The sequence below is a fragment of the Burkholderia sp. GbtcB21 genome (assembly GCF_019091065.1).
GTDB classification, from domain to species: Bacteria; Pseudomonadota; Gammaproteobacteria; order Burkholderiales; family Burkholderiaceae; genus Burkholderia; species Burkholderia pyrrocinia_C.
On record NZ_JAGXKA010000031.1, the window covers coordinates 1 to 24,100 of the forward strand.

Genomic DNA, 24,100 nt, shown 5'->3' on the forward strand with positions numbered 1-24,100 from the left:
GTATTCGCGGCGTCGCGCGCCTCGCGAGCGGCCGTTCTCGTGGCAACGCATGCGCGTTCCATATGTAAACAGACCCTGAGGGACAGGCGATGACGGGCGATACCCCGCTGACGATTTACCGCGACGTGGTGCGGCCCGAATGGGTCGACTACAACGGCCACCTGCGCGATGCGTTCTACCTGCTGATCTTCAGCTTCGCGACCGATGCATTGCTGGATCGCATCGGGCTTGACGACGCCGCGCGTCGCGAGCGGGGCCGCTCGGTCTACACGCTCGAAGCGCACGTGAACTACCTGCACGAGATCAAGGAGGGCACGCAGGTACGCGTCGATGCGCGCGTGCTCGCACACGACGCGAAGCGGCTGCACCTGTATCTCGAACTGTTCGCGGATGGGCACGACGACGCAGTGTCGGCGAGCGAGCAGATGCTGCTGCACGTCGATACGCGCGACGGCGCGAAGTCGGCGCCGTTCGACGCAGACGTTGCCGCGCGCGTGGCCGAGCTTCATGCGTTGCAGCGCGATTGCACGGCGCCTGCGTATGCGGGCCGCGTGATCGGGCTGCCGCCGCGCCGCTAGCGTCGATCTTCAACCGCGGAGGCACGCGATGCTCGAACCGGAAATCGCGGCGTTCGTCGCAGCCGTCGACGCGTGGTATCCGGCCGACGCGGCGGCGCGCTCGCCCGACGAGCAGCGCCGCCTCTACGACCGCTTCGCGGCCGAGTGGACACCGGCGGCCCTGCCGGCGGGCATCGTGCAGCAGGATGCCGTGTGGCACGCACCGGACGGACGCGCGATCGCACTGCGGCGTTACGCGGCCGCGCACGGTACGCCGCGCGGCACGGTGCTGTTTTTTCATGGCGGCGGCTTCGTCGTCGGCTCGCTCGACAGTCACGCGCTGATCACCGCGCAACTGGCGGCCGACACGGGGCTCGACGTGATCGCGGTCGACTACCGGCTGGCGCCCGAACACCACGCACCGGCTGCTCTTGAAGATTGCCTCGCCGTCACACGCGCCGCGCGCGATGCGCGCCGGCCGTTCGGGCCGTGCGCGTGGCCGCTGACGCTTGCGGGCGACAGCGCGGGCGGCATGCTCGCGGCGGCCGTCGCGACCGCGCTGCGCGATGCGGGCGAAGGCGGTATCGACGGTATCGCGCTCGTTTATCCGATGCTCGGCTTCGAACCGCAATCGCCCGCGCGCGAAACGGAAGCGCATGCGCCGATGCTGACGCTCGATGATGTCCATCGCTATCGCGCGCTGTATTGGGAAGGCGGCCTGTCCGACGCACTGACGGACGGCAACCCGCTGCTGCGCGCTTCGGTGCCGCTCGCGGCTTCGCGTTTCGATGGCCTGCCGCCCGTGCTCGCGATCGGCGCCGAGCACGATCCGCTGCGCGACGATGCGCGCGTGTACGTCGAACGGATTCACGCGGCCGGCGGCACCGCGCGCTACTGGATGGGAGAGGGGCTGGTGCACGGCTGCTGGCGCGCGCTCGGGACGAGCCCGCAGGCGGCGCGGATGCACCGGACGGTCGGCGGGTTTCTGCTCGCACCACACGCGTAGCGGGCGTTTCCGGGAGGCAACGATGCAGGCAGCGCAACACCGTATCGAGGACTGGCGGACGTTTTCCGCCGACGCGGCCAATGCGGCCATTGCCGCGGTAGCAATCGGCGACGGAGCGGTGGACGTCGAGTGGAGCGACACGCGACGATCGCCGTTCCATTTCGACTGGCTGCGCGACAACTGCGCGTGTTCCGCGTGCGTGCATGCGGTCACACGCGAACAGGTGTTCGAGATCGCCGACGCGCGCGAGGATCTGTCGGCGCTCGCCGTGCACGTCGAAGCCGACGGCGCGCTGCATGTGGAGTGGAACGACGGGCATCGCAGCGCGTGGTCGCCGGGCTGGTTGCGCGCGCATGCATACGACGACGCGTCGCGCGCCGAGCGTCAGGCCGCGCACGGGCGGCACGTATGGGCCGGCGACGATGCGACGGCGATCGGCGTGTTCGCGTGGCGCGACGTGATGCAGGACGACGGCGCATTGCTCGCGTGGCTCGCCGCGTTGCAGCGCACCGGGTTGACGCTCGTCGAAGGCGTGCCGGCCGAGCGCGGCCGCGTCGACGAGATCGCGCGCCGCGTCGGCCTGATCCGCGAAAGCAATTTCGGTGTGCTGTTCGACGTCGAATCGAAGCCGCGCCCGGACAGCAATGCGTATACGTCGCTCAACCTGCCGCCGCACACCGACCTGCCGACGCGCGAGTTGCAGCCGGGCGTGCAGTTCCTGCATTGCCTCGCGAACGACGCGACGGGCGGCGACAGCGTATTCCTCGACGGCTTCGCGCTCGCGGATGCGTTGCGGCGCGAGCATCCGGCCGATTTCGAGCAGCTTGCGTCGACGCCGTTCGAGTTCTGGAACAAGAGTGCGAACAGCGACTACCGTTGTTCGGCACCGGTGATCGGGCTCGATGCACGCGGCAATGTGACCGAGGTGCGTGTCGCGAACTTCCTGCGCGGGCCGCTCGATGCGCCGGCCGGATCGGTCACGGCCGTCTATCGCGCATATCGGCGGTTTCTCGCGCTCGCGCGCGAGCCGCGCTTTCGCGTCCAGCGCCGGCTGCGGGCGGGCGACATGTGGGCGTTCGACAACCGGCGTGTGCTGCATGCGCGCACCGAGTTCGATCCGTCGACCGGCCGCCGGCATCTGCAGGGCTGCTATGTCGATCGCGACGAATTGCTATCGCGGTGGCGCGTGTTGTCGCGGTCGGTGCCTGCCGCGGCCGTGCCGCGCTGACCGGCGGCGCACGCGGCTTCATCTCGCACACATGCATGCGCAGACGAAAAAGCGCCCGGACGCAAAGCGCCCGGGCGAAGCCACCCGCTGCCGGGCGGCGGAGGTATGCGTTTCACAAAAAAAGGACGAGCCCCGCAAAGGGGCTCGTCCAGATACGGCTTCATCGCGCGGCGCGCGGCGCCCGCCGGGGGCGCATCGGCTTACTGGCCGAAGAAGATCGAATCGCGTGCGTTCGACGACGCTGCGGCAGCCGGGGCGCCCGAATGGACGAGCGGAGCCGGTTGCGCGCCGTAGCCGCTGGCGTCGGCGCCATGAACGCGCGCTTCGGCGCTCTGGATGTCGTTCGGGTAGTACGGGCTCGACACGCCCGGCTTGTAGCCGGCTTGTTCGAGCTGGACCAGTTCGTTCTTCACTTGCGCGCGGGTCACGGTGCTTTGCGCGAATGCGCCGAACGAAGCGGACAGGGCGGCAGCGGCAACGACTGCGGAAACGAGCGATTTCATGATGACCTCCGGTGTTTTATTGAGTTCGCTGTCGACACCATGTCTTAAGCGATTGATCAAATCTTAGTCATCGGATGGTTGAGGGTAAACGCTGATTTTGACGATAAATTGTTTTCTGAGCGGTAACAATGGTGCGCCGAATCAGTCTTTCAACCGGCTTTCTTTTCGGTTGATGTAATAAGTATGAAGAATGTTGCGGATCGCGACGCGCGGTTCAGCGCGCTTCGGCCGCCGTGTCGAACGGCCGGCCCGGCGAAGGCCCGGCCGGCGCGCCCGAGCTGAGGAAGCGCACGCCTGTCGCGGCTTCCGATGCCTCCCACAGCAGCGCTGCCGAAGCCACGTCGCGTGCCGCGCGCGGCACGCTCGCGGGCGCCGGCAGCCCGCGCGATTCGAACCAGCCGGACGGCCCGATATACGCACCGCCGGCGAGATCGGGTGAGGTCGCCGCGTGGATCGCGGGCAGCGCGCCCTGGTCGGCCGGTTGCGCGAGATAACGGTTCGCGGCACGCATCAGCGCGGCGCGGGCGGGCGAACTGTCCATCGCCGGACCCGCGAACTGCAGGTTGGTCGCCGCATAGCCGGGATGCGCGGCGACGCTGATCCCGGCGAACGCGGCGCGCTCGAAGCGGCGCTGCAGTTCGATCGCGAACACGAGGTTCGCGAGCTTGCTGTCGCAATAGGCGAGATAACGGTTGTAGCGATGCTCGGCGCGCAGGTCGTCGACGCGAATCCGGCCGCCGCGATTGAAGCCGCTCGACATCGTCACGACGCGTGCGCGTCGCGCGGCGCTCAGCGCGGGCAGCAAATGGCCGGTCAGCGCGAAATGGCCGAGGTGGTTGGTGCCGAACTGCATCTCGAAGCCGTCGCGCGTGTGCCGCAGCGGCAGGAACATCACGCCGGCGTTGTTGCAGAGGATGTCGACGCGGCCGTGGCGTTCGGACACGTCGGCCGCGAAGCGTTCGATCGACGCGAGATCGGCGAGGTCGAGCGCATCGACTTCGACGCGCGCATCGGGATGGAGCCGGCGGATCGCATCGACGGCCTGCGCGGCGCGTGCGGCGTCGCGGCAGCCCATCACGACGGTCGCGCCTTTTGCGGCCAGCGTTTCCGCGAGCTGCCAGCCGAGGCCGCTGTTGGCGCCGGTCACGACCGCGACCTTGCCGCCCTGCGCCGGGACGTGGCGCGCGCTCCATGCATGCATGTCTGCCTCCATCGGCGCGACCGGTCGGCCGCGGCACGTAATCGTTACATTGAGTGGTGTAACGATAGTGCGTGCGAGCGTGGCAGACAAGCGGGGGAATTAGACCGGCGCTTCTAGGGCCGGCGCGCGGCGTGGTGCAGCGGGCCGCGGTACGCGGCTGGCAGGATTTACCTGCCCCCGGCGAGGCCGAGCACTTCGGCGGCGGAGATCATCGCGGCCGCGTTCGCGGGTGCCGGGCGTTCGGCCGGGCGGAAGACTTCGTCGCCGCGATGGATGACCTGGCGCGACAGTGCGCAGGTGCCGGTGCGTTGCGCGAAGCGGCGGCGCCAGCGCTGTTCGCCGTAGTGACAGCGGCCGGGTTCGACCCAGCGGACGACGAGCAGCGTATCGGACTGTTCGAGGATTTCGACGTGGACGTCGGGGGGATCGAGCACAGGCAGGGATTGGGAGGCCTTCATTTTGCCGTTTCCTAAAGCTCGTGCGGTTCGGTCGTGGCAGTGGATGTCACTACCCGATGGCGAATCCGTAGCGGGTTCCATGAGTGGTGCGCTAAATGTAAGCGTCTGTGACCGGAAAAAACATCCTGTCTGGCTCAAATTACCTTTTGCCGATTTAGAAACAATCCACGCTCATTTTTCTGGGGATCCACGGACAAAAACGCCCCGGACGGAAAGTCCGGGGCGGAAAATCGGCCCGCGCGCCGTGCCTGCTCGCCCAGACACGGAGTACATCGCCGGGGGACGGAGTGCCCGCAGGGATCGAACGCGGGCGGGGTGGCGATGTACCGGAAGCGCGGTCCGGCAACGCCATGATGGCGCGCGCATCCCGTTAAGACCCTGACGTGTACATGACTTTTTTGTCAGTTTGGCGCGGCAGCCGCGCCGCGCGTGCGCGAAAAACCGGCTGAGAGGCCTGCCGGCATTGGGTTTGAGCGAATCCGCGAGCGCGCTGCCATGGCCGGTCGAGCGCCTCATTCTTGTCCACCCGCCGGATTTGCCCGCTCGGGTAAATACTGAATCCCAAATTCGTGACAAACGGGCGATCACTTCCTATCATTGGTTGGACCTTTAGTCCTTTGTGCCAATCGGCCGACTTGTGGCCGGCTTTTCCGGGAGAAGCACTCATGAGATTGCAGGGCAAGCGTGCGCTGGTGACGGCGGCCGGGCAGGGCATCGGCCGCGCGACCGCGCTGCGGTTCGCAAGCGAGGGCGCCGACGTGCTGGCGACCGACATCAACGAAGCCGCGCTCGCGCGGCTTGCGGCCGACGCCGAACGCGCGGGCGGCCGGCTGACCACGCGGCGGCTCGACGTCACCGACGCGCAACACGTCGCAGCGCTCGCCGCGAGCGAACGCGCGTTCGACGTGCTGTTCAACTGCGCGGGCTACGTGCATCACGGCTCGATCCTCGACTGCGACGACGACGCGTGGGCGTTTTCGCTGAACCTGAACGTCACGTCGATGTACCGGCTGATCCGCGCGCTGCTGCCCGCGATGCTCGAAGCCGGCGGCGCGTCGATCGTCAACATGTCGTCGGCCGCGTCGAGTGTGAAGGGCGTGCCGAACCGCTTCGTGTACGGCACGACCAAGGCGGCCGTGATCGGCCTGACCAAGGCGGTGGCCGCCGATTTCGTCGGTCAACGCATTCGTTGCAACGCGATCTGCCCCGGCACGGTCGAGTCGCCTTCGCTCGAGGCCCGTATCGCCGAGCAGGCGCGGACGCAGAACACGACCATCGACGCGGTGCGCGCCGCATTTGTCGCGCGCCAGCCGATGGGGCGCGTGGGTACGGCGGACGAGATCGCCGCGCTGGCAACCTATCTGGCATCCGACGAGTCGGCATTTACCACCGGCGCCATTCACCTGATCGACGGCGGCTGGTCGAACTGACCGTGTCTAACCGACCGTGTCGAACTGACCGCGCCTTCCTCCCTACTTTCCATTCAGACAACCCCATGAAACTGCTGAGATTTGGCGACAAACACCATGAAAAACCGGGCCTGCTCGATGCGCAGGGCCACATCCGCGACCTGTCCGGCGTGATCGACGACATCGCCGGCGACGCGCTGTCGCCGGCCTCGCTCGCGCGGCTGCGCGACATTCCGCCGTCGTCGCTGCCGCTCGTCGAAGGCACGCCGCGGCTCGGCGCGTGCGTCGGTCGCGTCGGCAAGTTCATCTGCATCGGGCTCAACTATTCCGATCACGCGGCCGAATCGGGGATGGAGGTGCCGAAGGAGCCCGTCGTGTTCGGCAAGTGGACGAGCGCGATCTCGGGGCCGAACGACGACGTCGAGATTCCGCGCGGCTCGGAGAAGACCGACTGGGAAGTCGAGCTCGGCGTGGTGATCGGCCGGGGCGGCCGCTATATCGACGAAGCCGACGCGCTGTCGCACGTTGCCGGCTACTGCGTCGTGAACGACGTGTCGGAGCGCGAATACCAGCTCGAACGCGGCGGCACGTGGGACAAGGGCAAGGGCAACGACACGTTCGGCCCGCTCGGCCCGTGGCTCGTGACGGCCGACGAAGTGCCCGATCCGCACGCGCTGCGGCTGTGGCTCGACGTCGACGGCCATCGCTACCAGAACGGCTCGACCGCGACGATGGTGTTCCGCGTGCCGCACCTGATCAGCTACCTGAGCCGCTTCATGAGCCTGCAGCCGGGCGACGTGATTTCCACCGGCACGCCGCCGGGCGTCGGCCTCGGGCAGAAGCCGCCCGTCTACCTGCGCGCCGGGCAGGTGATCACGCTCGGCATCGACGGGCTCGGCGAGCAGCGCCAGCGCACCGTGCAGGCCTGATTTCCTTTAACGGACGGTTCGTCATGCCTATCATTCGATCGATGCGCGTCCTCGACGTGCGCTTTCCGACCTCGCAGCAGCTCGACGGCTCCGATGCGATGAATCCGGACCCCGATTATTCGGCGGCCTACGTCGTGCTCGAAACCGACCGCGACGGGCTCGAGGGTCACGGGCTCACGTTCACCATCGGGCGCGGCAACGAAATCTGCTGCGCGGCGATCGACGCGATGCGCCACCTCGTCGTCGGCCTCGACCTCGACTGGATCCGCGAGGACATGGGCCGCTTCTGGCGGCACGTCACGTCGGACAGCCAGTTGCGCTGGATCGGCCCCGACAAGGGCGCGATCCACCTGGCGACGGGCGCCGTCGTCAACGCGGTGTGGGATCTGTGGGCGAAGGCGGTGGGCAAGCCGCTGTGGCGGCTCGTCGCCGACATGAGCCCCGAGGAGCTGGTGCGCGCGATCGACTTCCGCTACCTGACCGACTGCCTGACGCCGGACGAAGCGCTCGACCTGCTGCGCCGGCAGGCGCCCGGCAAGGCCGCGCGGATCGCGACGCTGGAGCGCGACGGCTACCCGTGCTACACGACGTCGGCCGGCTGGCTCGGCTACAGCGACGACAAGCTGCGCCGGCTGTGCCGCGAGGCCGTCGACGCGGGGTTCGACTACGTGAAGCTGAAGGTCGGCGCGAATCTCGAGGACGACATCCGCCGCGTGACGATCGCGCGCGAGGTGATCGGCCCGGATCGCAAGCTGATGATCGACGCGAACCAGGTGTGGGAAGTCGACGAGGCGATCGACTGGGTGCGCGAGCTCGCGTTCGCGCGGCCGTGGTTCATCGAGGAGCCGACGAGCCCCGACGACGTCGAAGGGCATCGCAAGATCCGCAAGGCGATCGCACCCGTGCAGGTCGCGACCGGCGAGATGTGCCAGAACCGCGTGCTGTTCAAGCAGTTCATCGCGCGCGGCGCGATCGACGTCGTGCAGATCGACGCGTGCCGGCTCGGCGGCGTGAACGAGATTCTCGCGGTGATGCTGATGGCCGCGAAGTACGGGCTGCCGGTGTGCCCGCATGCGGGCGGCGTCGGGCTGTGCGAATACGTGCAGCACCTGTCGATGATCGACTACGTGTGCATTTCCGGCACGAAGGAAGGGCGCGTGACCGAATACGTCGATCACCTGCACGAGCATTTCGTCGAGCCTTGCGTGGTGCGCGGCGCGGCGTACATGCCGCCGACGGCGCCCGGTTTCTCGATCGAGATGAAGCGCGAATCGCTGGAGCAGTACCTGTTCCGCGGCTGAAGTACGGCGACGCACGCCGCACGACGTGCATCGTGCGCGGCGAAAACATGAACGACGGAGACGCGAAGTGGATTTGAACCTGCAAGACAAGGTCGTGATCGTGACCGGCGGTGCCTCGGGCATCGGCGCCGCGATCTCGATGCGGCTCGCCGGCGAGGGCGCGATTCCGGTGGTGTTCGCGCGCCACACGCCCGACGACGCGTTCTGGCGCGAGCTTGTACGGAAGCAGCCGCGCGCCGAATGCGTGTCGGTCGAGCTGCAGGACGACGCGCAATGCCGCGATGCGGTCGCGCAGACGGTCGCGCGCTTCGGCCGCATCGACGGCCTCGTCAACAACGCGGGCATCAACGACGGCATCGGCCTCGACGCCGGGCGCGACGCATTCGTCGCATCGCTCGAGCGCAACCTGATCCATTACTACGTGATGGCGCACTACTGCGTGCCGCACCTGAAGGCGGCGCGCGGCGCGATCGTCAACATCTCGTCGAAGACGGCCGTCACCGGGCAGGGCAACACGAGCGGCTATTGCGCATCGAAGGGCGCGCAGCTCGCGTTGACGCGCGAATGGGCCGTCGCATTGCGCGACGACGGCGTGCGCGTGAACGCGGTGATCCCGGCCGAGGTGATGACGCCGCTTTACAAGAATTGGCTCGCCGGCTTTGACGATCCCGATGCGAAGCTTGCCGAAATCGCCGGCAAGGTGCCGCTCGGCAAGCGCTTCACGACGGCCGACGAGATCGCCGACACGACCGTGTTCCTGCTGTCGGATCGCGCATCGCACACGACGGGCCAGTGGCTGTTCGTCGATGGCGGCTATACGCATCTCGACCGCGCGATCGGCTGAATGCACCGGAACCCCGACCCCATGCAACCCGACCCGAACCTGAACGCCGCGCCGCCGCTGATTGCGTTGAGCGGTATCGGCAAGCGCTTTCCGGGCGTGCAGGCGCTCGACGACTGCCGTTTCGACCTGCATGCCGGCGAAGTGCATGCGCTGATGGGCGAGAACGGCGCCGGCAAGTCGACGCTGATGAAGATCCTCGCCGGCGTCTATCAGCGTGACGACGGCGAGATCCTGATGGAAGGCCGTGCGGTGGAGATCGCCGATCCGCGAACCGCGCAGGCGCTCGGGATCGGCATCATCCATCAGGAACTGAACCTGATGAACCACCTGAGCGTCGCGCAGAACATCTTCATCGGCCGCGAGCCGCGCGGCCGCTTCGGCGTGTTCGTCGACGAAGACAAATTGAATCGCGACGCGGCCGCGATCTTCCAGCGGATGCGGCTCGATCTCGACCCGCGCACGCCGGTCGGCCGGCTGACGGTCGCGAAGCAGCAGATGGTCGAGATCGCGAAGGCGCTGTCGTTCGACTCGCGCGTGCTGATCATGGACGAGCCGACCGCCGCGCTCAACAACGCGGAGATCGCCGAGCTGTTCCGCATCATCCGCGATTTGCGCGCGCACGGCGTCGGCATCGTCTACATCTCGCACAAGATGGACGAGCTGCGCCAGATCGCCGATCGCGTGACCGTGATGCGCGACGGCAAGTACGTCGCGACCGTGCCGATGGCGGAAACGTCGATGGACGCGATCATCGCGATGATGGTCGGCCGCCAGCTCGATACGGAGCACCGCACGCCGCCCGACACGTCCGCGAACGACGTCGCGCTCGAAGTGCGCGGGCTGTCGCGCGGCCGCGCGATCCGCGATGTCGGCTTCACGCTGCGGCGCGGTGAGATCCTCGGTTTCGCGGGGCTGATGGGTGCGGGCCGTACCGAGGTCGCGCGCGCGGTGTTCGGCGCGGACCCGGTCGACGCGGGCGAGATCCGCGTGCACGGCAAGACCGTGACGATCCGCACGCCGGCCGACGCGGTCGCGCACGGAATCGGCTACCTGTCCGAGGATCGCAAGCACTTCGGGCTCGCGGTCGGAATGGACGTGCAGAACAACATCGCGCTGTCGAGCATGCGCCGCTTCGTGCGCCGCGGCTTGTTTCTCGATGCGCGCAAGATGCGCGACACCGCGCAGGCGTACGTGCGGCAGCTCGCGATCCGCACGCCGTCGGTCGCGCAGCCCGCGCGGCTGCTGTCGGGCGGCAACCAGCAGAAGATCGTGATCGCGAAGTGGCTGCTGCGCGACTGCGACATCCTGTTCTTCGACGAGCCGACGCGCGGCATCGACGTCGGCGCGAAAAGCGAGATCTACAAGCTGCTCGATGCGCTCGCCGCCGACGGCAAGGCGATCGTGATGATCTCGTCGGAACTGCCCGAGGTGCTGCGCATGAGCCACCGGATTCTCGTGATGTGCGAAGGCCGCGTCACCGGTGAATTGCGCGCGGCCGACGCCACGCAGGAAAAGATCATGCAGCTCGCGACGCAGCGCGAGTCGACCGTATTGTCCTGATTCAAACGCTTACCCGATCATGTCCAACGATACGCATCCCGTTCCGCCCCTCGCTTCCGGCGATACGCCGGCCGGCGCATCCGGCTTCCGCGCCCGCTTCTTCAACCCGGCCGCGCGGCAGAAGCTGCTCGCGTTCGCGAGCCTCGTGCTGCTGATCGTGTTCTTCAGCATCGCGTCGCCGAACTTCCTCGAAGTCGACAACCTCGTCACGATCCTGCAGGCCACCGCCGTGAACGGCGTGCTGGCCGTCGCCTGTACCTACGTGATCATCACGTCGGGCATCGACCTGTCGGTCGGCACGCTGATGACGTTCTGCGCGGTGATGGCCGGCGTCGTGCTGACGAAGTGGGGGATGCCGCTGCCGCTCGGGATCCTGGCCGCGTTACTGTTCGGCGCGCTGTCCGGCTGCGTGTCGGGCTTCGTGATCGCGAAGATGAAGGTGCCGCCGTTCATCGCGACGCTCGGCATGATGATGCTGCTCAAGGGGCTGTCGCTCGTGATCTCGGGCACGCGGCCGATCTACTTCAACGACACGCCGGGCTTCACGTCGATCGCGCAGGATTCGCTGATCGGCAACCTGATTCCCGCGCTGCCGATTCCGAACGCGGTGCTGATCCTGTTTCTCGTCGCGGTCGGCGCATCGATCGTGCTGAACCGGACGATCTTCGGCCGCTACACGTTCGCGCTCGGCAGCAACGAGGAAGCGCTGCGGCTGTCCGGCGTGAACGTCGACGCGTGGAAGATCGCGGTCTACACGTTCAGCGGCGCGGTGTGCGGGATCGCCGGGCTTTTGATCGCGTCGCGGCTGAATTCCGCGCAGCCCGCGCTCGGGCAGGGCTACGAGCTCGATGCGATCGCGGCCGTCGTGATCGGCGGCACGTCGCTGTCGGGCGGCGCGGGCAGCATCGTCGGCACCATCATCGGCGCGTTCATCATGAGCGTGCTGACCAACGGCCTGCGCATCATGTCGGTCGCGCAGGAATGGCAGACGGTCGTGACGGGCGTGATCATCATCCTCGCCGTCTACGTCGACATCCTGCGTCGGCGGCGCCGTTGACGCGCGCATGCATCCGCTTCACCGCCGGCATGGCCGGCATCCCAGCAGATACTAACCAAGGAGACGCGAAGTGATCAGGAGCAAGGTGTTGAACGCGATCGTCGGGCTGACGTTTGCCGTCGGCGTGACGGCCGGCGCGCAGGCGCAGGAAACCTACATCCCGCTGATCTCGAAGGGCTTCCAGCATCAGTTCTGGCAGGCCGTGAAATCGGGCGCGATGCAGGCCGCGAAGGACTACAAGGTGAAGGTGACGTTCGAAGGCCCCGAAACCGAGGCGATGGTCGACAAGCAGATCGACATGCTGTCCGCCGCGATCGCGAAGAAGCCGGCCGCGCTCGGCTTCGCGGCGCTCGACAGCAAGGCCGCGCTGCCGCTGCTGAAGAAGGCGCAGGCCGAGAAGATCCCGGTGATCGCGTTCGACTCGGGCGTCGACAGCGACATCCCGGTGACGACGGCCTCGACCAACAACAAGGCCGCCGCATCGCTCGCCGCCGACAAGCTCGCCGCGCTGATCGGCGACGAAGGCGAGGTGGCCGTGGTCGCGCACGACCAGACGAGCCGCACCGGCATCGACCGCCGCGACGGCTTTCTCGAACGGATGAAAGCGGCGCACCCGAAGGTGAAGATCGTGACCGTGCAGTACGGCGAAGGCGACCAGCTGAAGTCGACCGAGGTGACGAAGTCGATCCTGCAAGGGTATCCGAAGCTCAAGGGGCTGTTCGGCACCAACGAAGGCTCGGCGATCGGCGTGGTCAACGGCGTGCGCGAGATGAAGCGCAAGGTCGTGATCGTCGGCTACGATTCCGGCAAGCAGCAGAAGGACGCGATCCGCAGCGGGCTGATGGCCGGCGCGATCACGCAGAACCCGGTCGGGATCGGCTACAAGACGGTCGAGGCGGCCGTGAAGGCGATCAAGGGCGAGAAGCTGCCGAAGGTCATCGATACCGGTTTCTACTGGTACGACAAGACCAATATCGACGATCCGAAGGTCGCGGCGGCGTTGTACGACTGATTGCCATGCCATGCCATGCCATGCCATGGCGTCGCCGCACGCGGCGGGTAGCGTGTGCGGCGACGTGAGATGGCTTGCGGGAGCGGAACACGAGGACACCATGGGCGCAGTGCGAATCGATTCCCATCAGCACTTCTGGCGTTATCGCGCGGCCGACTATCCGTGGATCGGCGCCGGGATGGGCGTGCTCGCACGCGACTACTTGCCCGACGCGCTGTGGCCGCTGATGCATGCGCAGGCGATCGGCGCGTCGATCGCGGTGCAGGCGCGCGCGGGGCGTGACGAGACGGCGTTCCTGCTCGATCTCGCGCGCGACGACGCGCGCATCGCGGTGGTGGTCGGCTGGGAGGATCTCGGCGCGCCGCAGCTTGCCGATCGTGTCGCCGAATGGCGCAGCCCGAAGCTGCGCGGTTTTCGTCACCAGGTGCAGGACGAAGCCGACGTCGGCGCGTTCGTCGCGGATGCCGGCTTCAATCGCGGTGTTGCGTGGCTGCAGGCGAACGGCTATGTGTACGACGTGCTCGTGTTCGAGCGCCAGTTGCCGGATGTGCGCGCATTCTGCGCACGGCACGACGCGCACTGGCTCGTGCTCGACCACGTCGGCAAGCCCGCGCTCGCCGAATTCGAGCGCGACGAAACCGCGCTGCCGCGCTGGCGCGCCGAGCTGCGCGAACTGGGCGCGCTGCCGCATGTCGCGTGCAAGCTGTCGGGGCTCGTGACCGAAGCCGACTGGCGGCGCGGCCTGCGCGCGCAGGACATCCGGCATATCGAGCAGTGTCTCGACGCGGCGCTCGATGCGTTCGGCCCGCAGCGGCTGATGTTCGGGTCGGACTGGCCTGTGTGCCTGCTCGCCGCGTCGTATGACGAAGTGGCGTCGATCGTCGAGCGCTGGGCCGAATCGCGGCTGTCGGCGGCCGAGCGCAACGCGCTGTGGGGCGGCACGGCCGCGCATTGTTATGCGGTGCCGGGCGACACGCAGCGCGGCATATAAAATAGGCGCGAACGGTCCGTGCGATTCGTCGGACCGTCCGCAACGCAACCGAAAACCTGCATCAACGTATGTCCATCCAGCCGATTCAGAACCGCCGCCTCTACCAGCAGATCGCCGACAAGCTCAGTGCGATGATCGAGTCCGGGGATTTTCCGCCGGGCAGCTATCTGCCGCCCGAGCGCGAACTGGCCGAGCAGTTCGGCGTGTCGCGCACGTCGGTGCGCGAGGCGCTGATCGCGCTCGAAGTGAGCGGGCTCGTCAGCGTGCGTGTCGGTGACGGCGTGAAGGTACGCCATCCCGAAACGGCCGCCGCGCCCGAGCCCGAGCCCGAACCCGATGCGAAGGCCGCGCCGTTCACGGTCGTCGAGATCGATCCCGAGCTCGGCATCGCGCTCGACCTCGACACCGAGATCCCGCCGTTCGCGCTGTTGCAGGCGCGCCGGCTGATCGAGCCGGAAGCCGCATCGCTCGCCGCGAAGCACGGTTCGGACGAGCAGATCGAAGGGATCCACGAAGCGTTCCTGCGCAACCAGGAAGACAACCGCAGCGGCTCGCTCACGCATCCGGGCGACCGGCTGTTTCATATCCGTATCGCGGAAGCGAGCGACAACCCCGCGTATGCGCTGATGATCAAGCAGTTGCTCGCGCACAAGTACGACCTGATGTTCCAGCGGCTGCAGTCGCTGTACATGCCGAACGACATGCCGCACCGGTCGGAACTGGAACACCGCGCGATCCTCGACGCGATCCGCGCACGCGACCCGGAGGCCGCGCGCCGCGCGATGGCCGACCATCTCGACGAAGTGATCCGCATCTTCGGCCGCGCGCTCGACTGAGCGCGTGCGTTGATTTGCTACGCGTTCAGAATCAGAAGCGGTCGGCGCGATAGGGCGCCGGATCGGTGAAGGGCGTCTCGCCCGTCATCATCTCGGCCAGCAGCCGGCCGGTGACGGGGCCGAGCGTCAGCCCGTGATGGTTGTGCCCGAACGAGAACCACAGCCCGCGATGCGCGGGCGCGGGGCCGATCACCGGGCGCATGTCGGGCGTGCACGGCCGGAAGCCGAGCCACGGCTGCGGGTCGAGCCGCTCGCCGAAGCCGAACACGGGCCGCGCGACGCGTTCCGCGCGTTCGAGCTGCACGCCGGTCGGCGGTACGCCGCGCCGCGCGATCTCGACGCCGGTCGTCAGCCGCAGCCCGCGCCGCATCGGCGCGATCACGTAGCCGTATTCGCGATCGACGATCGGCGCCGACGGCACGCCGCGTGCCGACGGCGCGTAGTGCATGTGATAACCGCGCTTCTCGCGCAGCGGGATCTTGTAGCCGAACTTGCCGAACACCGTGTCGGACCATGGGCCGAGCGCGACGACGACGGCCGGTGCGGCGGCCATGCCGTCCTGCGTGCTGACCTGCCAGCCGGGCGACAGCGCGTCGAGGCTCGCGGCGTCGCCCGTCAGCAGCGTGCCGCCGCCTTGCACGAAGAGCTGCGCGTACGCTTTGACGAGCGCGGACGGATCGACGACGCTTTTCGGATCGAGCCAGTGCAGCGCGCCGCAGAAGCCGGGCGCGAGGCTCGGTTCGTGCGCGAGCAGCGCGGCGGCATCGAGCGGCGTGATGCCGAGCCCGTGGCGGCGCGCGGTGAGGCCGGCCTCGGCCACGCCGCGTTCGAACGCGGCCGGCGTGCGGAACGCTTCGAGCCAGCCGCTCGCGCGCACGAGTTCCCCGGCACCGGCCCGCGCGATCAGCGCGTCATGCTCGGCGATGCAGCGCTCGATCAGCGGCAGCATGTCGCGCGACGCTGCCGCGTGACGCAGCGGCGCCGATTCCCACCAGAACCGCGCGAGCCACGGCGCGAACGCGGGCAGCGACGCGCTGTGCCAGTACAGATCGGTCGAGCGGTTCAGCGCATAGCGCATCAGCGTGAACGGGCTACGCGGGAACGGATACGGTTCGACCGACGAGCGCTCGATCAGCCCCGCGTTGCCGAAGCTCGTGCCTTCGCCGGGCGCGCCGCGATCGACGAGGGCGACCTTGCGGCCGCGATCCTGCAGGTGCAGCGCGGCCGAGACGCCGACGATGCCGGCGCCGAGAACGATTACGTCGAAATCCATCGGTGGTGGTGAAAGACGGTTGGCGGTGCGCTCATCAACGGTGCGGTGTGCGCGCCCAGGTTGGAGATCGTTCGAACTGCAAGCATACTCGCGGCGGCGTGGGGGGCCAAGGGCAGGGTGCTACGCGACGGGATACGAGCGGGCGTTGCGTGGCGCCTGAGGATCGGCCCGGCGAAGCGGAACGGGAGGTTGCACCGGGGCCGGCATTCCACGGTCGCGTCATGATCGAGCGGTCGAAACAGGCCTGCGCGGCGGAGTTGAAGCGTTTCCGCGTGAACGGCAATGTCTGGATCGCGGCAGACGAGATGCGGACCGGCGTCGACGTGCCGATGACGTGGCGCGGAATTGCTGAACGCACCTAGCCATGCGCTTGCCGATCGGCTGATGCGGAGGTGGGCCGGCGTCGTCGATCGTTTGCCGGCTGTCGCGCAGTTCTTCCGCAGCACGCACATGCGTCCGGCCGTCTTCGGGCGGGAGGGCGACGATACCATGCTGCTTTATCCCTATTCGATAGCGTGCGACGAGCTGAATTTCTTCATCGGTTATCCGCCGACAGGCGGTAACGCTTGGCACCCCGGATATGCCGCAAAACGATCTGGCGTACCGCCGGGGAGCGTATGAAGTTTGAGCCGGCCGTGCGCCCAATCCGCTGATCAATTTGCCGACGTCGACACGCGATCGGCGTCGCGTATCACGTTCGCCCGCATCGTCGCGCACAGGGCCGATTCCGCATACTTTCCGACATTTCTCGCGGGTGTTTCCCACTGGTTGATCGCGCGGCTTTGTACCTAAGATGAAGGAATCATGCGCGTGATACGGAGCCATGCACGCGCATGACTGAAGGCAGAGGGCAACGCCGGGGGGCAACGCCAGCGGATGTTTCCATCATGGATGCGAGAGTGTGCGCGGCGGCTGCCAGTCTTGCGACTGCAACGACGCCAACGGGCGCGGCGGCGATCGCCGCGCGGACGACGTCCGGCCGGCCCGGCTGGGCCGCGTCGCTGCGTCATGCGCTGATCGCAATCGTTTGCGTTCTGGGTGCGGCATCCGTCGTGCTCGCCGGGGCTCCCGCCGATGCAGACGGTCCGGCCGACATCGTGCGTGCCGTCGCCACTGCAAGTCCCACCGATCCCGCCATTTCGTCACACGACTCCGCCGTGCGTCAGGTCGTGCTCGGCATCATCAGCTTCACGCGCTGGCCGACGACACCCATTCGCCTGCATCTGTGCGTGACGGGCCGGCCCGACTACGCGCGCGGCCTGACCGACACGCTGCAGGCCGGCTCGACGCTGCTCGACGTGCAGCGCGTCCGCTCCGACGATCCCTCGCTCGGCATGGCCTGCGACGTCGTCTATCTCGGCACCCTGAGCGACGATGAGCGAACGCGAGTGAGAACCGCGGTGGCCGGCCATCCTGTGCTGACGATCGCGGAACACGATCCGTACTGCACCGCAGGCAGCATGTTCTGCCTCAATGTCGACGGCGAGCGCATCTCGTTCGACATCAATCTCGACGCCGTAGCGCGCAGCGGCGTGCGCGTACACCCGAACGTGCTCAATCTCGCGCGAAGGCCGGGGGCGCCATGACACGGTTCGCGCCTCATTTTCCCCATTCGCGCGTGTCGCGCCCGACGCTGCAAAGCGTATTGCGCCGCGCGCACCTGCGCCTCGCGTTCGTTGCCGTCGCGATGGCGGCCGTGTCGTTGATCGTCGTCGCCGTGATCGCATTGCGTGCGTATGCCGGCAACAACCTGAACCTGCTGGCGCGCTCGCTCGGTTATACGGTCGAGGCGGCGCTCGTGTTCGGCGACCGCGTCGCGGCGAGCGAGGCGATCGGGATGATTGCCGGCGATGAGGACGTCGCGCAGGTGGTGGTCACGGACAGCAAGGGTCAGCCGTTCGCGACGTGGCAGTTGCCCGCCGGAAACGGGCTCGCCCGGCTCGAGCGCGCCGTCGCCGACCTTGCGCTGCCCGGGCCCGTGACGGTTCCGGTGATGCACGACGGCATCGTCGTCGGCCACGTCGTCGTGCGCGGCCGTGGGCACCAGTTCTTCGGCTTCCTGCTTGGCGGCGTCGGCGGCATTCTCGGTTGCCTGGCGGTCAGCGTGTTCGGCGCATATGTCAGCTCGAAGCGTCTGCTGCGCAACATCGTTTCGCCGCTGCGCGCGCTGGCCGGCGTTGCGCATGCCGTGCGGCGCGAGCGTGCATTCGCGCAACGGGTCGAGCCCGCCGCGATCGCCGAGTTGAACCAGCTCGGTGACGACTTCAATGCGTTGCTCGACGAATTCGAAGACTGGCAGAACACGCTGCGCGATGAAAACGCGTCGCTCGAACACAAGGCGACGCACGATGCGCTCACGGGCCTGCCCAACCGCGTGCAGTTCGAGTCGCGCCTCGCGCTTGCGCTCTGCGAAGCCGCGGTGACGGGGCAGCGGGTCGGCATCCTGTATCTCGACTGCGACCGCTTCAAGGAGATCAACGATTGCCTCGGCCACGACGCCGGCGACGCGGTGCTGATCGGCATCGCGGCGCGGCTGCGCGCGCAGGTGCGCGAGGCCGATCTGGTCGCCCGCCTGGGCGGCGACGAATTTGCGGTGATGCTGGGGGCGGTGCGCGATGCGGGCAGCGTGTGCCGTGTCGCAGACGAGATATTGTCCGGCATGGTGCCGTCGATCGAGCTGTCCGACGGCCGCATGGTGGCCACCATGATGAGTGTCGGCATTGCGTTGTATCCCGACCACGCGTCGGACGCGAGCGGCCTGCTGCGCGCGGCGGATGCGGCGATGTACCGCGCCAAGCGTGCGCGGCCGGGGTCGTGGCAGTTGGCTGAAGGTGTTGCGGGACCGGTTTGATTGATCGCTTCGCGCTGCGGGCGAGGCCGCGGCAGCGGATTACAAAAAGCGCGCCCGACGCGGGCGCACTCGAAGGGGATGCGAAATGAACCACTCGTTTCCTGTGAGCATGGAGCGGATGTGCATCGGCAGCGCGCTGCTGCTGTGCATGCTGCTTGTGGGCTGCAAGACGCCGCCGCTTCATCGTGGGCTGACGCAGACGCAAGTCACGACGCTCAAGTCGGCCGGTTTCCACGAGACCGAACAGGGTTTCGAGTTCGGCTCGACCGGGCCGATCCTGTTCGATTTCGACCGCTATAACCTCAAGCCGGATGTGCGGCGGATCGTCGAAAGGATCGGGCGCACGCTCAGGTCGGCGGAGATTAACGGGGTGCGGGTTTATGGGTACTCGGATCGGGAGGGGGCGGACGATTACGACCTCGAGTTGTCCAGGCGGCGGGCTGAGGTCGTGGCGATCGAGCTTGTCGATGTCGGGCTGGATGCGAAGCGCATTGCGGTCGTCGGGAAAGGGAAGCGCGATCCGGTGGGGGATAACCGGACGCCGGCAGGGAGGGCACAGAATCGGCGGGCGGCGATTGTTGTTTCGCCGAGGTGAGGGGGCGTCGTGCGCGGGTATGCTGCGATGACGCGTGCTTTGCACGGCGACAAGCAAGCCGCTCAGCCTGTTCCTGAAAACACGGATACAGGAATGTCTCGGTGCGGTCAGTTGTAACTGTTTGCCATCATTGCCATGCAGGCACCTGAGCGTCTGCCCACAAGCAGCGGACCTTTATGTTCAAGGCTTATGGGACGGATCATTGGCTGAAGCTTGACTGGAGATCGGAGGCCGCTCAATAAATTCGAAACTAGATTATCAGTTGACCGAATAGAATCGTTCCGCTCGTTTTCTTGAACTCCGCATCGCCATTTGGCGAACGCGGCGACGACCGGAACGTGTATGACCATCGATCCCAAGAATTTGCTTCCGCACTTCGAACGCGAGATGGCGCTGCTGCGTCGTTCGATGCAGACGTTCTCGCAGCGTTTTCCTAAAATCGCCGCTCGCCTGGCAATCACCGGCGAGCATTCCGAAGATCCGCACGTCGAACGTCTGTTGCAGTCGTTCGCATTGATGTCGTCGTCTCACGCCATTCGTCTCGAGGATGATGTGCCCGCGTTTACGCGTGGCCTTCTCGAGACACTGCACGGTGCGTTCTTGCGCCCGTTTCCTTCCTGCGCGATTGCACAATTTCATGTCGACCGAACGGGCGAACAGACCGGGCCCCGCGTCATCCCGCGCGGCGAACACCTGGTTGCACCGGCCGATCGTGAAGTATTTCGCATGACGGATGAAGTCGCGATCGTGCCGCTGGCCGTTTCGGATGTGCGTTACACGACGTCGGCGATTGCGCCGCGCGATGCGGCGTTGCCGTCCGAAACGACCGGCTTGCTGGCCGTCACGTTTGAGCTGACCTCGCCTGAAGCCACGTTCGCGATCGTGCCGGACAGGTTGCGTCTGCACTTCACCGGCGCGCGCGAGATCGTCGCGGCACTCACGGACGCCGTCCTGCTGTTTGCCGTACGCGGTTTCGCCGAGGCCGACGAATCCGGACGCTGGAAGCGTCTTCCGAACGCGGTATTCACGGCCGTCGGCCTCGAGCCGGCCGATGCGCTGCTCGATATGCCGCGTGACGACGCGCTCGGGCCTTTTCACCTGCTGATGGAGTACTGCGCCATCCCGGAACGCTTCGATTTTGTCGAGCTGGATATGCGACCGCTCAAGCGGATCGCGGGCGGCAGTCGTCGCGTCGCGCTGCACCTGGCGATCGCCGGCGTGCATCCGGACTCTCATCGGGCGCAACGCCTGGCTGCCGCGACGGCTGAACATGTGCGCTTGTTCTGTACGCCCGTGATCAACCTTTTCCCGGACGACGCCGAGCCGATTGAGACTTATACCGGTTGTTCGTATTACCCGGTGAAATCGCTGGAACAGAAGAACGCGTCGCAGACGAACATCTGGTCGATCGACACGATTCGCGAGACTTCCGACGCGGGTACGTCGCTGCTGCCGCCGTTCCAATCGTTGCAGCATGGGATGGGTGCCCACCTCGGGCTGTACTGGGTCGTGTTGCGCGACGAGGCTCGGCGGGCGCCGAAGAAGCCTGTCGATCCCAAGGACAAAAAGGCGGGCAAGACACCGTCCCCGGACGAGATTGCAGACCTGCTCCGCGGCGTCGAACTGGCACTGATCGACCGGGACGGCCAACCCGCCGATCCCGGGCGTCGCAAACTGGCGATCCGGCTTTCCTGTACCCAGGGCGATCTGTCCGGGATGCAGGAACGCGAGCTGGCCTTGCGCGCGGGCGATCCGGTGGGGACGATCGCGCTGTTGAACCGGCCGACCCGGAGCCGGCCGCCGGCTTTCCGCTATGGCGAGCTGTGGAATGTGTTGTCTTTGCTCGTGCCGCAGGCGATTCGCCTCGACAACGGCGGTCTGGCCCAACTGACGCAGCTCTGCGCCCGCTGGGCGGAATGCTCGGTCGACGCCGGGCGGCGCTTCGACGCGCTCGTGTCGTTGTCGACCGCACGCGTTCGGCGCTGGATGCCCGGCAAGCCGGCGTCGGCGTTCGTGCAGGGGCTCGAAGTGCGGTTGGTGGTCGATGAGCAGCGTTTCGCCGGGTTCAGTCTTGGCGGATTCGCGCACGTGATGGATCGGTTCTTCGCCCCCCACGTTCCTGTCACCAGTTTCGTGCAGATTGTGCTGTTCTCGGCGCATACCGGCGCGCTGCTTCGCCGTGGGCAACCGTGCCCAGGCGTCCAGCCGCTGGTCTAGTTTTTCGATTTTCGGGGCTCGAACGGAAACGTTTGCGGGTGCCTTTCGCGCGGTCGGATTTTGTCCTACATTATCGTGGCTTCGGGCCGGCCAGCCGGTCCACGGAACCTGAGATCACACGCAAGGAACAAGAATGAGTTTCGCTCCGAACGGGGGTATTCCCAATGGTTTGGGCGGCAGTGCGCTCGGCTCCTTGAGCGCGCTCGGCGGCCTGGCAGGCCCGGTCGCCTCGAGTGTTGCCGGGAGCCTCGGGCCGCTCGCGGGCCTGGCCGGGCACGTCGACACCGTCCAGCGTGCGATGCAGCTCGCACAGACCGGCTTCTCGCTGATGGACAAGACGCCCGGCGCGGTTGCCGAAGCGATCAACGGCGCCGCCAACCCCGCGCGCCTGACCCAGCTCAATCGCTACGTGACGCTCGATACGCCGCTCGGCCCGGATGTGCTGCTGGTCAGCGCCGCCGTCGTCGACGAGTACGTGAACCGCTTGCCGGAAATCCACCTCGACCTGCTGTCGCATCGCCACGACCTGCGCCCCGACGACCTGATCGGCCAGCAGGTCAAGATCCGGTTCGATCAGCAGGCGCGCCTGTCGACGCTCGAACGCGTCGTAGCATCGGGTACCGGCGAGAACGACCGTTACTTCGACGGCTACGTCGCGTCGTTCGACCGCGCCGGCAATCCCGGGAACGTCACGCAGTACCACCTGACGGCGGTGCCGTGGTTCTGGTTCCTGACGCGCTCCACCGACTGCCGGATCTTCCAGAACAAGACCGCGCAGGACATCCTCACCGAGATTTTCCAGGAGCACGGATTTTCGGATTTCGTATTCGACATCCGGACGAGCCAGAAACCGCTCGAATACGTGGTGATGTACCAGGAGAGCTACTACAACTTCTGCGCGCGGTTGATGGAGCAGGAAGGGCTGGTCTGGACGCACCGCTACGAGAAGGACAAGCACATGCTTGTGATCGGCGACACGAATTTGCTGTTCCGTCCGATCGACGGCCTGGCAACTGTGCCGTTCGCCGCCACCGAGGCGAGTGAGGACAGCGGCATCGACCAGTTGCACGAAGGCCGGCGCTTTGGCGTCGGCAAGGTCACGTTCCGCGACTTCAATCATCAGAATCCGTCGTCGCCGCTGATGCTGGTGGAAGCCGGCCCGCAGAACCTCAAGCACGCGCGGCTCGACTCGACCGAGCGGTTCGAGCACCAGTCGCTGTACGACCACGGCGACGACGGCAACCGTTACGCGCGCTTTGCGATGGAGGCCGAGGAGGCGCAGGCCCATCGCTATACCGGCGGCGGCTACGCGTGGCGCATGACCACGGCCGGCGCCGTCAACGTGGCGAATCACCCGGTCCTCGAGAACAACCAGGAATACGTGATCCTGCACGTGCGTCACGAGGCGGTAAACGATTACACGCAGCACAGCGCAAAACTGCCGTACCGCAACAGCTTCGCGTTGCTGCCGAAGAAGATTCCGTACCGTGCGCCGCGCGGCACGCCGAAACCGGTGATTCACGGTACGCAGTCGGCGATCGTCGTCGGTCCGAAGGGCGAGGAAATCTACACCAACGGGAGCGCGGTGAAGGTGCACTTCCCGTGGGACCGGCGCGGCAAGAAGGACGGCTCCGACTCGATGTGGGTGCGCGTGTCGCAACCGTGGGCGGGCGATGGCTGGGGCGCGGCCGCGATTCCGCGGATCAAGCAGGAAGTGCTCGTGGCGTTCAACCAGGGCGACCCGGATAACCCGGTGATCGTCGGCCGCGTGTTCAATGGCGAGCAAGGCAATCCGTACCACGGTGCGGCCGGTCAGACGATGGGGATCAAGAGCCAGACGCACAAGGGGCAGGGGTCGAACGAGATCCGCATGACCGACACGAACGGCATGCAGGAATTCTTCATGCATGCCCAGAAGGACATGAACACCGTGGTCGAGAACAACGAGACGCACAAGGTGCTGGGGCCGATGCGTACCGTGCTGGTGGCGACGGGCAGCGAAGAAAAGCAGATTCCGCAGGGCAACCTGACCGAGACGATTTCCGAGAAGCGGAGTACGACCGCAACCACGGTCGAAGTGACGACGCCTGCCAAGGATGGCGGCGGTGGCACGCAGGTCTACGTGGCCGAGCGCGGCATCCTGCTGAAGGTGCAGGACAGCTCGATCTCGCTCGCGCCCGAAGGCATTCGCCTCGAGCACAAGGGCTCCGTGATCCTGATGACCGACGACGGCGTGATGGTCAACGGCCAGCGCATCGATCTCAACAAATAA

General features: G+C 66.8%; 23 protein-coding genes. 19 read left to right on the forward strand and 4 right to left on the reverse strand.

Features of this window, described 5'->3' with window-relative positions:
- Nucleotides 1-89 precede the first annotated feature (89 nt).
- From KVT39_RS34975 to KVT39_RS34985, 3 genes are read left to right on the forward strand one after another with little or no spacing between them, the layout of a single operon-like run.
- Nucleotides 90-578 (forward strand): thioesterase family protein, encoded by a 489-nt coding sequence (locus tag KVT39_RS34975; protein ID WP_217591232.1) that lies wholly within the window; start codon nt 90-92, stop codon nt 576-578.
- 28 nt (nt 579-606) lie between these two features.
- Complete coding sequence (locus KVT39_RS34980; RefSeq protein WP_217591233.1) at nt 607-1,563, forward strand: alpha/beta hydrolase; 957 nt, start codon at nt 607-609, stop codon at nt 1,561-1,563.
- 22 nt (nt 1,564-1,585) lie between these two features.
- The gene (locus tag KVT39_RS34985; RefSeq protein WP_217591234.1) at nt 1,586-2,791 is read left to right on the forward strand and encodes a TauD/TfdA family dioxygenase; all 1,206 of its coding nucleotides are present in this window, start codon (nt 1,586-1,588) and stop codon (nt 2,789-2,791) included.
- Between the two features lie 200 nt (nt 2,792-2,991).
- Here KVT39_RS34985 and KVT39_RS34990 read toward each other — a convergent pair whose 3' ends face one another.
- From KVT39_RS34990 to KVT39_RS35000, 3 genes are all read right to left on the reverse strand, one after another.
- Complete coding sequence (locus tag KVT39_RS34990; RefSeq protein WP_034180712.1) at nt 2,992-3,294, reverse strand: DUF4148 domain-containing protein; 303 nt, start codon at nt 3,292-3,294, stop codon at nt 2,992-2,994.
- Between the two features lie 214 nt (nt 3,295-3,508).
- Nucleotides 3,509-4,495, reverse strand: a complete 987-nt coding sequence (locus tag KVT39_RS34995) for an oxidoreductase (RefSeq protein ID WP_217591235.1) — start codon at nt 4,493-4,495, stop codon at nt 3,509-3,511.
- 167 nt (nt 4,496-4,662) lie between these two features.
- Entirely contained in the window at nt 4,663-4,953 is a 291-nt protein-coding gene (locus KVT39_RS35000; protein WP_034180711.1) for a DUF3331 domain-containing protein, read from the reverse strand.
- A 665-nt stretch (nt 4,954-5,618) separates the two neighbouring features.
- Here KVT39_RS35000 and KVT39_RS35005 point away from each other — a divergent pair.
- From KVT39_RS35005 to KVT39_RS35045, 9 genes are all read left to right on the forward strand, one after another.
- Nucleotides 5,619-6,383: an SDR family oxidoreductase gene (locus KVT39_RS35005; RefSeq protein WP_034180710.1), complete on the forward strand. Its 765-nt coding sequence runs from the start codon at nt 5,619-5,621 to the stop codon at nt 6,381-6,383.
- Nucleotides 6,384-6,448: 65 nt separating this feature from the next.
- Complete coding sequence (locus tag KVT39_RS35010; protein ID WP_065501325.1) at nt 6,449-7,291, forward strand: ureidoglycolate lyase; 843 nt, start codon at nt 6,449-6,451, stop codon at nt 7,289-7,291.
- A 23-nt stretch (nt 7,292-7,314) separates the two neighbouring features.
- Nucleotides 7,315-8,592 (forward strand): L-fuconate dehydratase, encoded by a 1,278-nt coding sequence (locus KVT39_RS35015; protein WP_217591236.1) that lies wholly within the window; start codon nt 7,315-7,317, stop codon nt 8,590-8,592.
- 67 nt (nt 8,593-8,659) lie between these two features.
- Nucleotides 8,660-9,436 (forward strand): SDR family oxidoreductase, encoded by a 777-nt coding sequence (locus KVT39_RS35020; protein WP_034180707.1) that lies wholly within the window; start codon nt 8,660-8,662, stop codon nt 9,434-9,436.
- A gap of 21 nt (nt 9,437-9,457) precedes the next feature.
- Nucleotides 9,458-10,996: a sugar ABC transporter ATP-binding protein gene (locus tag KVT39_RS35025; protein ID WP_217591237.1), complete on the forward strand. Its 1,539-nt coding sequence runs from the start codon at nt 9,458-9,460 to the stop codon at nt 10,994-10,996.
- 19 nt (nt 10,997-11,015) lie between these two features.
- Nucleotides 11,016-12,053: an ABC transporter permease gene (locus tag KVT39_RS35030; protein WP_105391671.1), complete on the forward strand. Its 1,038-nt coding sequence runs from the start codon at nt 11,016-11,018 to the stop codon at nt 12,051-12,053.
- Between the two features lie 70 nt (nt 12,054-12,123).
- Nucleotides 12,124-13,065 carry an ABC transporter substrate-binding protein gene (locus KVT39_RS35035; RefSeq protein WP_034180704.1) on the forward strand — a complete coding sequence of 314 codons (942 nt, stop codon included), beginning with the start codon at nt 12,124-12,126 and terminating at the stop codon, nt 13,063-13,065.
- A gap of 100 nt (nt 13,066-13,165) precedes the next feature.
- Nucleotides 13,166-14,056: an amidohydrolase gene (locus KVT39_RS35040; RefSeq protein ID WP_217591238.1), complete on the forward strand. Its 891-nt coding sequence runs from the start codon at nt 13,166-13,168 to the stop codon at nt 14,054-14,056.
- 68 nt (nt 14,057-14,124) lie between these two features.
- A complete protein-coding gene (locus KVT39_RS35045) occupies nt 14,125-14,892 on the forward strand; it encodes a FadR/GntR family transcriptional regulator (RefSeq protein ID WP_217591239.1) in 768 nt (255 codons plus the stop codon).
- 31 nt (nt 14,893-14,923) lie between these two features.
- Here the strand turns inward: KVT39_RS35045 and KVT39_RS35050 are convergent, their stop codons facing one another.
- Nucleotides 14,924-16,165, reverse strand: a complete 1,242-nt coding sequence (locus KVT39_RS35050; RefSeq protein WP_175747161.1) for an FAD-binding oxidoreductase — start codon at nt 16,163-16,165, stop codon at nt 14,924-14,926.
- 149 nt (nt 16,166-16,314) lie between these two features.
- On the opposite strand from KVT39_RS35050, the gene KVT39_RS35055 reads away from it, so the two are divergent.
- The 7 genes from KVT39_RS35055 to KVT39_RS35085 all read left to right on the forward strand — a co-directional run bounded on the left by KVT39_RS35055 (nt 16,315) and on the right by KVT39_RS35085 (nt 24,100).
- On the forward strand, nt 16,315-16,527 hold the full coding sequence (locus KVT39_RS35055; protein ID WP_217591240.1) for a hypothetical protein: 213 nt from the start codon (nt 16,315-16,317) through the stop codon (nt 16,525-16,527).
- Nucleotides 16,511-16,786, forward strand: coding sequence for a hypothetical protein (locus tag KVT39_RS35060; protein ID WP_217591241.1), 276 nt, complete (start codon nt 16,511-16,513; stop codon nt 16,784-16,786). The genes KVT39_RS35055 and KVT39_RS35060 overlap by 17 nt, the downstream gene beginning before the upstream one ends.
- Before the next feature lie 266 nt (nt 16,787-17,052).
- Complete coding sequence (locus KVT39_RS35065; RefSeq protein WP_217591242.1) at nt 17,053-17,751, forward strand: YfiR family protein; 699 nt, start codon at nt 17,053-17,055, stop codon at nt 17,749-17,751.
- Nucleotides 17,748-19,016 (forward strand): diguanylate cyclase, encoded by a 1,269-nt coding sequence (locus KVT39_RS35070; protein WP_105391666.1) that lies wholly within the window; start codon nt 17,748-17,750, stop codon nt 19,014-19,016. The genes KVT39_RS35065 and KVT39_RS35070 overlap by 4 nt, the downstream gene beginning before the upstream one ends.
- Before the next feature lie 85 nt (nt 19,017-19,101).
- A complete protein-coding gene (locus KVT39_RS35075; RefSeq protein WP_034180698.1) occupies nt 19,102-19,611 on the forward strand; it encodes an OmpA family protein in 510 nt (169 codons plus the stop codon).
- A gap of 342 nt (nt 19,612-19,953) precedes the next feature.
- Entirely contained in the window at nt 19,954-21,828 is a 1,875-nt protein-coding gene (gene tssF, locus KVT39_RS35080) for a type VI secretion system baseplate subunit TssF (RefSeq protein WP_217591243.1), read from the forward strand.
- Between the two features lie 133 nt (nt 21,829-21,961).
- Nucleotides 21,962-24,100: a type VI secretion system Vgr family protein gene (locus KVT39_RS35085; RefSeq protein WP_217591244.1), complete on the forward strand. Its 2,139-nt coding sequence runs from the start codon at nt 21,962-21,964 to the stop codon at nt 24,098-24,100.

Bases quoted from the DNA above. Each gene is read 5' to 3' on its own strand.
- KVT39_RS34975 (WP_217591232.1), top strand. From the start codon at position 90: ATGACGGGCGATACCCCGCTGACGATTTACCGCGACGTGGTGCGGCCC.
- KVT39_RS34980 (WP_217591233.1), top strand. From the start codon at position 607: ATGCTCGAACCGGAAATCGCGGCGTTCGTCGCAGCCGTCGACGCGTGG.
- KVT39_RS34985 (WP_217591234.1), top strand. From the start codon at position 1,586: ATGCAGGCAGCGCAACACCGTATCGAGGACTGGCGGACGTTTTCCGCC.
- KVT39_RS34990 (WP_034180712.1), bottom strand. From the start codon at position 3,294: ATGAAATCGCTCGTTTCCGCAGTCGTTGCCGCTGCCGCCCTGTCCGCT.
- KVT39_RS34995 (WP_217591235.1), bottom strand. From the start codon at position 4,495: ATGCATGCATGGAGCGCGCGCCACGTCCCGGCGCAGGGCGGCAAGGTC.
- KVT39_RS35000 (WP_034180711.1), bottom strand. From the start codon at position 4,953: ATGAAGGCCTCCCAATCCCTGCCTGTGCTCGATCCCCCCGACGTCCAC.
- KVT39_RS35005 (WP_034180710.1), top strand. From the start codon at position 5,619: ATGAGATTGCAGGGCAAGCGTGCGCTGGTGACGGCGGCCGGGCAGGGC.
- KVT39_RS35010 (WP_065501325.1), top strand. From the start codon at position 6,449: ATGAAACTGCTGAGATTTGGCGACAAACACCATGAAAAACCGGGCCTG.
- KVT39_RS35015 (WP_217591236.1), top strand. From the start codon at position 7,315: ATGCCTATCATTCGATCGATGCGCGTCCTCGACGTGCGCTTTCCGACC.
- KVT39_RS35025 (WP_217591237.1), top strand. From the start codon at position 9,458: ATGCAACCCGACCCGAACCTGAACGCCGCGCCGCCGCTGATTGCGTTG.
- KVT39_RS35030 (WP_105391671.1), top strand. From the start codon at position 11,016: ATGTCCAACGATACGCATCCCGTTCCGCCCCTCGCTTCCGGCGATACG.
- KVT39_RS35040 (WP_217591238.1), top strand. From the start codon at position 13,166: ATGGGCGCAGTGCGAATCGATTCCCATCAGCACTTCTGGCGTTATCGC.
- KVT39_RS35045 (WP_217591239.1), top strand. From the start codon at position 14,125: ATGTCCATCCAGCCGATTCAGAACCGCCGCCTCTACCAGCAGATCGCC.
- KVT39_RS35050 (WP_175747161.1), bottom strand. From the start codon at position 16,165: ATGGATTTCGACGTAATCGTTCTCGGCGCCGGCATCGTCGGCGTCTCG.
- KVT39_RS35065 (WP_217591242.1), top strand. From the start codon at position 17,053: ATGGATGCGAGAGTGTGCGCGGCGGCTGCCAGTCTTGCGACTGCAACG.
- KVT39_RS35070 (WP_105391666.1), top strand. From the start codon at position 17,748: ATGACACGGTTCGCGCCTCATTTTCCCCATTCGCGCGTGTCGCGCCCG.
- KVT39_RS35075 (WP_034180698.1), top strand. From the start codon at position 19,102: ATGAACCACTCGTTTCCTGTGAGCATGGAGCGGATGTGCATCGGCAGC.
- tssF (WP_217591243.1), top strand. From the start codon at position 19,954: ATGACCATCGATCCCAAGAATTTGCTTCCGCACTTCGAACGCGAGATG.
- KVT39_RS35085 (WP_217591244.1), top strand. From the start codon at position 21,962: ATGAGTTTCGCTCCGAACGGGGGTATTCCCAATGGTTTGGGCGGCAGT.